Annotated in this window: 5 protein-coding genes; all 5 read right to left on the reverse strand. The window is 53.9% G+C overall.

Annotated elements, in window-relative coordinates:
- A partial coding sequence (gene eno / locus RTY00_RS15750) for a phosphopyruvate hydratase (protein ID WP_312665076.1) occupies positions 1-1,053 on the reverse strand: 1,053 nt, incomplete at its 3' end.
- Between the two features lie 75 nt (positions 1,054-1,128).
- Complete coding sequence (gene pyrG, locus RTY00_RS15755) at positions 1,129-2,766, reverse strand: glutamine hydrolyzing CTP synthase (protein ID WP_007891723.1); 1,638 nt, start codon at positions 2,764-2,766, stop codon at positions 1,129-1,131.
- 244 nt (positions 2,767-3,010) lie between these two features.
- Positions 3,011-3,799 carry a nucleoside triphosphate pyrophosphohydrolase gene (mazG, locus tag RTY00_RS15760; RefSeq protein ID WP_312665077.1) on the reverse strand — a complete coding sequence of 263 codons (789 nt, stop codon included), beginning with the start codon at positions 3,797-3,799 and terminating at the stop codon, positions 3,011-3,013.
- 95 nt (positions 3,800-3,894) lie between these two features.
- Positions 3,895-6,126 (reverse strand): GTP diphosphokinase, encoded by a 2,232-nt coding sequence (relA, locus tag RTY00_RS15765; RefSeq protein WP_008104575.1) that lies wholly within the window; start codon positions 6,124-6,126, stop codon positions 3,895-3,897.
- Positions 6,127-6,158: 32 nt separating this feature from the next.
- Positions 6,159-7,475, reverse strand: a complete 1,317-nt coding sequence (gene rlmD / locus RTY00_RS15770; RefSeq protein ID WP_312665078.1) for a 23S rRNA (uracil(1939)-C(5))-methyltransferase RlmD — start codon at positions 7,473-7,475, stop codon at positions 6,159-6,161.
- Between the last annotated feature and the right edge of the window lie 86 nt (positions 7,476-7,561).

Below are 7,561 nucleotides of genomic sequence, written 5' to 3' on the forward strand. Positions count from 1 at the left end.
TTCAGTCAATGTACCGATCTGGTTGTACTTGATCAGGATTGAGTTACCTACTTTCTCGTTGATACCACGTTGAAGAATCTTAGGATTCGTAACGAACAGGTCATCACCCACCAACTGGATCTTGTCGCCAAGGATAGAAGTCAGGTAAGACCAGCCTTCCCAGTCAGATTCGTCCAGACCATCTTCGATAGAGACGATTGGATACTGATTAGCCAGATCTTCCAGGAAGTGCGTGAACTCTTCTGAAGTGAAGGCTTTGTTGCCTTCGCCAGCCAGCACATATTTGCCGTCTTTGTAGAATTCAGATGCTGCGCAGTCCATCGCCAGGGTGATGTCTTTGCCCAGCTCGTAGCCTGCTGCTTTTACCGCTTCAGCGATAACAGCCAGCGCTTCGGCGTTAGAACCCAGGTTTGGCGCGTAGCCACCTTCGTCACCTACAGCAGTGCTCATGCCTTTCGACTTCAGCACTTTCGCCAGGTGATGGAAGACTTCAGAACCCATACGAATTGCTTCTTTCAGGGTTGGCGCGCCAACTGGCTGAATCATGAATTCCTGGATGTCGACGTTGTTGTCGGCGTGCTCACCACCGTTGATGATGTTCATCATTGGCAGCGGCATAGAGTATTTGCCTGGGGTGCCGTTCAGTTCAGCGATGTGTGCGTACAGCGGCAGGCCTTTAGAGGCAGCAGCAGCTTTAGCAGCAGCCAGTGAAACCGCCAGAATGGCGTTAGCACCGAAGTTAGATTTGTTCTCAGTACCGTCCAGCTCGATCATGATCTTATCGATGTTCGCCTGGTCTTTGGCATCTTTACCGGTTACCGCGTTAGCGATTGGACCGTTAACAGCCGCAACCGCTTTGGTTACGCCTTTGCCCAGGAAACGAGATTTGTCACCGTCACGCAGCTCCAGTGCTTCGCGAGAACCGGTTGATGCACCTGATGGCGCAGCAGCCAGACCAACGAAACCGCCTTCCAGATGCACTTCTGCTTCTACAGTTGGGTTGCCACGGGAGTCGATGATTTCGCGACCGATGACTTTTACGATTTTGGACATTCGATTTTCCTCAGTACAAGTTAGTCAATCCTAAGACAAACAACGCGCGAAAAGTTCGCGCGCTGTTCGTGAAACTTACTTCGCTAAACGCTTCTGGTGTTCCTGCGCGGCTTTCACAAAGCCAGCGAACAGCGGATGACCATCGCGTGGGGTCGACGTGAATTCCGGGTGGAACTGACAGGCAACAAACCACGGGTGGTTCGGGATCTCAATGATCTCAACCAGCTGATCGTCGCCAGAACGACCGGCAATATGCAGACCCGCCGCTTCAATCGGCTTCAGCAACATATTGTTTACTTCGTAACGATGACGGTGACGCTCGGTAATGATTTCAGAACCGTACAACTGACGCACTTTGCTTTCCGGCGTCAACTGGCACTGCTGGCTGCCCAGACGCATGGTGCCGCCCAGATCGCTCTGCTCAGTACGCTGCTCAACGTTGCCCTCTTCGTCACGCCATTCGGTGATAAGCGCAACCACCGGATACTTACAGTCTGGCACAAATTCCGTAGAGTTCGCGCCTTCCATACCGGCAACGTTGCGGGCAAATTCCATCAGCGCAACCTGCATGCCCAGGCAAATTCCCAGGTAAGGCACGTTGTTCTCACGGGCGTATTGCGCCGTCATCATTTTGCCTTCCACACCGCGGTAGCCGAAGCCGCCAGGGATTAGAATAGCATCAAGATCTTTCAGTAATTCGACACCGCGCGTTTCAACATCCTGCGAGTCGATCAGTTTGATATTCACGGTAACGCGATTTTTCAGGCCGCCGTGTTTCAACGCTTCAATCACTGACTTGTACGCATCCGGCAGTTCGACATATTTGCCGACCATACCGATGGTCACTTCGCCGCCCGGATTGGCTTCTTCGTAAATCACCTGTTCCCATTCGGCCAGGTTCGCTTCCGGCGCGTTCAGATTGAAACGCTTGCAGATGTAATCATCCAGACCTTGCGATTTCAGCATGCCTGGAATCTTGTAGATGGAATCCACATCTTTCAGGGAAATAACCGCTTTTTCTGGCACGTTACAGAACAGCGCGATTTTAGCGCGTTCGTTCGCAGGCACAGCGCGGTCAGAACGGCAGATCAGCACGTCTGGCTGAATCCCGATCGACAGCAGCTCTTTCACTGAATGCTGGGTTGGCTTGGTTTTCACTTCGCCTGCGGCCGCCATATACGGCACCAGCGTCAGGTGCATATACATGGTGTGTTCACGACCGACATCGACCGCCATCTGGCGAATCGCTTCGAGGAACGGCAGAGATTCGATATCACCCACGGTACCGCCGATCTCAACCAGAACGACGTCATGACCTTCGCCGCCTTCAATGATGCGCTCTTTGATGGCGTTGGTGATGTGTGGGATAACCTGAATCGTGGCGCCCAGATAGTCACCGCGACGCTCTTTGCGCAGCACTTCTGAGTAGATACGACCGGTAGTAAAGTTGTTGCGGCGCGACATTTTAGTGCGGATGAAGCGCTCGTAGTGACCTAAATCCAGATCGGTTTCGGCCCCATCATCGGTAACAAATACTTCACCGTGCTGCGTTGGGCTCATGGTACCCGGATCGACGTTGATGTACGGATCGAGTTTCATGATGGTCACATTCAGACCACGTGCTTCAAGGATAGCTGCGAGGGAGGCTGCGGCAATGCCTTTGCCCAGAGAGGAAACGACCCCGCCGGTCACAAAAATATAATTCGTTGTCATGCTGAACCTGAGAGTTTAGGTTTAAAGACGGTGGAATAACCAAGACGGGAAAATAGTATACTTGAAGTCGTCTTAAGCCACAATTGATGAATCACACCATCGTCCTCCACAGGTAAGCCGGTAACATAGCGGATAGCATGGTGCGAAATGTTGATGTACGTCACAAAGTCACCGCAAGGCTGAATCGAGTAAGCTCAAGCGGCGAATTTATGCGCAGTGCTGGAATAATCGTCAGTTTTGCTTACTACTTGTTCTCCAACACTTTCACCTGCTGCCAGGCCTCTTCCATTTGATCCAGGGTGGCATCGCTCATCGCTAAACCTTGTGAGGCGATAATGGCTTCAACCTGACGGAAACGGCGCTCAAACTTATCGTTGGCTTTCTGCAACGCGACTTCCGCTTTGCTGCCTAAATGGCGTGATAAATTGACGGTAGCGAACAGCAAATCACCGATCTCCTCTTCCAGCTTGTCGTTATCCACCACCGCTTGCTGCGCTTCGTGCATCACTTCGTCGATCTCTTCATGCACTTTATCCAGCACCGGACCGAGATTATTCCAGTCGAAGCCCACCGTGCTGCAACGCTTCTGAATTTTGTGTGCGCGCATCAATGCCGGCAGCGCTTTGGGGATGTCATCTAATGCAGAGTGCTGCGATTTTTCCGCGCGCTCGCTGTGTTTGATCGCTTCCCAGTTTTTCAGCACTTCTTCGCTGGTTTCGGCCTGAACATCACCAAAAATGTGTGGATGACGGCGCTCAAGTTTGTCACTGATGGCGTTGCAGACGTCGTCAAAGTTGAAGCGCTGCTGCTCATCTGCCATCTGTGCGTAGAACACCACCTGAAACAGCAGATCGCCAAGTTCACCGCGCAGATCGGCAAAATCTTCGCGCTGAATGGCATCAATCACTTCGTAGGTTTCTTCCAGTGTGTAAGGCGCGATCGAGGCGAAGGTTTGCTGACGATCCCACGGGCAGCCGCGCTCCGGGTCGCGCAAGGTTTGCATGATGTTGAGCAGGCGGTTTAAGGGCGTCATGAGAGGATCCTTTGAGGCTGATATGTAAAAAGGTCGCCATGAATGGCGACCCTACGGCGTAATTTGTCAGGTCGGCATTTATGCCGACCTGGAAATCAATGCAAACGGCGCGCGTCGATAATGTCCGGCACCTGATTGAGACGTGCCAGCACGCGGCCAAGCACTTGCTGGTTGTAAATCTCAATATCCATATCAATGGTCGCCAGCTGTTTTTTGGTGTCGCTACGGCTTGAGACGCCGAGCACGTTGACCTTTTCGTTAGCCAGAATGGTGGTGATATCGCGCAGCAAGCCGCTACGATCGTTGGCGGTGACGCGCACCACCAGCGAGTAGCCGCTGGAGTAATCCTCGCCCCACACCGCATCAACGATACGTTCCGGTGCGTGCGAAATCAGCTCGGTTAACTGGTCGCAGTCGGCGCGGTGAATCGAGATGCCGCGCCCCTGGGTGATAAAGCCCACGATATCGTCGCCAGGAATCGGCTGGCAGCAACGGGCGATGTGGTGCAGCAGATTGCCCACACCTTCCACCACCACGCGACCGCTCTCTTTACGCGCTGAAGGTGCATGTGACTTTTGCGTCAGCAGGCGCAGCGCCTCGCGATCTTCCTCTTCGGCGCTCGGCTTGTTGAGCTTGCCTTGCAGGAAATTTACCATCTGATTGAGGCGAATATCGCCGCCGCCAATCATCGCCAGCAGCTCATCCTGCGAACTGACGTTGTAGCGCGGCAGCAGCAGTTTCTCCGCTTCGCGCATGCTGATATCCATCTGATTCAGCTCGTTTTCGAGAATCTGACGGCCAGCAATAATATTTTTGTCGCGATCCTGCTTACGGAACCAGGCGTGAATTTTCGAGCGCCCGCGGCTGGTGGTGATATAGCCGAGATTCGGGTTCAGCCAGTCGCGGCTTGGGTTTGGCTGCTTCTGGGTGATCACTTCAATCTGATCGCCCATCTGCAACTGATAGGTAAACGGCACGATGCGCCCGCTGATTTTGGCGCCAATGCAGCGATGGCCGATATCGCTGTGAATGTGATAAGCGAAGTCGAGCGGAGTTGAACCCGCCGGCAGATCGACCACGTCGCCTTTCGGGGTAAACACATACACGCGATCGTCGAACACCTGACTGCGCACCTCTTCCAGCATCTCGCCGGAATCGGCCATCTCTTCCTGCCAGGTAATCAGCTTACGCAACCATGCGATGCGTCCTTCATGTCCTGCCGCACCGCGCGCATTGCTGGAAGTTGGACCTTCTTTGTACTTCCAGTGTGCGGCGACGCCCAGCTCGGCGTCTTCGTGCATCTGGCGCGTACGAATCTGGATTTCCACCGTTTTGCCCTGCGGACCGAGCACCACAGTATGAATCGATTGATAGCCGTTGGGCTTGGGATTGGCAACGTAGTCGTCAAACTCACTCGGCAGATGGCGAAACAGCGTATGTACCGTACCAAGCGCGCCGTAGCAATCCTGCAAGCGTTCAGCCACGATGCGCACCGCGCGCACGTCAAACAGCTCATCGAACGCTAATGACTTCTTCTGCATCTTGCGCCAGATGCTGTAGATGTGTTTTGGACGGCCATACACTTCGGCACGCACGCCCTCTTTCTGCATCTCGGCGCGCAGGTTGGCGACGAAGCTTTCGATATAGCCTTCGCGATCGATGCGGCGTTCGTGCAGCAACTTAGCGATGCGCTTGTATTCATCGGGGTGCAGATAGCGGAAGCAGTAATCTTCCAGCTCCCATTTGAGCTGGCCGATACCAAGACGGTTGGCCAGCGGCGCGTAGATATTGGTGCTCTCTTTCGCTGCGAGCACGCGCTCATCTTCTGGCGCGTCTTTCATTTCACGCAGGTGAGCGATACGTTCCGCCAGCTTGATAACCACGCAGCGGAAATCTTCCACCATCGCCAGCAGCATGCGGCGCACGTTATCCACCTGCTCGGAGGCCATCGAATCGTTGTGAATCGCTTTCAGCTGACGAATGGCATCCATGTCGCGCACGCCATGCACCAACATCACAATCTCTTTGCCAAAGGCTTTTTCGAGATCCTCTTCGCTCACCACATCGGCGTTGGCGAGCGGGAACAGCAGCGCCGCGCGCAGGCTGTCGATGTCCATGCTGAGCATGGTGAGAATTTCCACCATCTCAATACCGCGCCACAGCAGCAGAGCTTGATCAGGATGGTTGTGCGTTTCGGCTTCACAGTAGCGCCACGCATCCGCCAGTCGCTGACAGGATTGCGGATTGTTGATACTTAAACTGGCGATCCACTGGTCGAGGGCAAATTCGCCCGCCGTATTTAAATGCGCACTTCTAACCGCAACCATATCCTCTCCTGCCACAGCGATGTGGACATCGCTTATGCTTTGCTAAACAGCACCATGGATTCGAGATGACTGGTATGAGGGAACATATCCAGCATCGCGACCCTTTCCAAATGGTAGCCCGCTGACAGCAATGTCTGACTGTCACGCGCCAGCGTTGTAGGGTTACAGGAAACATAGACCACACGTTCTGGCGCAAGTTTAACCACATGCGTCATCACGCCCGCGGCCCCAGCACGCGCTGGATCCAGTAACACCTTGTTAAATCCCTGCGTCGCCCATGGCTGACGCGATACATCTTCCTCCAGGTTATGCTGGAAGAAGCGAACATTCTCAAGATTATTCTGGGCTGCATTATACGCTGCCTGCTGCACTAATGCTGCAACGCCCTCCACACCTACAGCATTTTGTACGAACTTTCCTAGAGGCAAGGTAAAGTTTCCCATGCCACAGAACAAATCCAGCACACGATCTTCTGGCTGCAAATCCAGCCATTCGATAGCTTTGGCCACCATCTGCTGATTCACACCATCGTTGACCTGAATAAAATTCTGCGGGCTAAAGGTTAGCGGCAAATTAAACGAGCGATAAAAAGGTTCACGCGCATTCAGCACCTGCAAACTTTCACTACCATCAGCCAGATAGAGCGACAGTTGCTGCTCATGCGAAAAACGTTCCAGTTTTGCACGGTCGCCTGCAGAGAGTGCATCAAGATGACGCAGCACCATCAGCGGGCCATTGTCCGCCAGCACCAACTCAACGTGGCCCAAGCGTTTGACCGCCTGTAAATCACTGAGACACTGGTGCAACGGTTGCAGTAACGCTTCAAGTTCGGGCACCAAAACCGGGCATTGCTTCAGCTCAACCAGATCGTTGCTGGCGGCCTGGCGGAAACCCATTTGCAGACGCTGCTGTTTTGGCTGCCACTGCAACCCTAAACGCGCACGACGACGATAGCCCCACGCGTTGCCGCTGATGATCTCATCGACCTTCACCGGCAGCGGCGCTTCGCGGCTTAGCATGCGGCTTAAGGCGCGCGCTTTACTTTCCTGCTGCAAAGCCACCGACGCATGCTGCTGCTGGCAGCCGCCGCACACGCCGAAATGGACGCAGCGCGGTGTTTCCCGCTGTGGGCCAGGATTGAGGATCTTGTTCACTTTGGCGCGCGCGTACTTGCTTTTATCCTCGAACACCGTCACTTCCGCCTGTTCACCGGGCAGCGCGCCGCTGACAAACATCGCCTTGCCTTTATGGCGCGCAACACCTTGTCCGAAAGGATCAAGGTCTTCGATGGTGACGGATATGCGCGCCTTAGTCGTCACACGCTGTTTTGCAGAGTAAAATTGCGCCATAGTATTGTGAAATCTCTACTTTAATTGGGTGTGCAGCCATTAACAGAGCTTGCACAGGGATAAAAATGCCAGGAATCGCCAGGCCA

Origin of the sequence: Pantoea sp. CTOTU49201 (assembly GCF_032054795.1) — a bacterium.
In the GTDB taxonomy this organism is placed as follows: Bacteria; Pseudomonadota; Gammaproteobacteria; order Enterobacterales; family Enterobacteriaceae; genus Pantoea; species Pantoea symbiotica.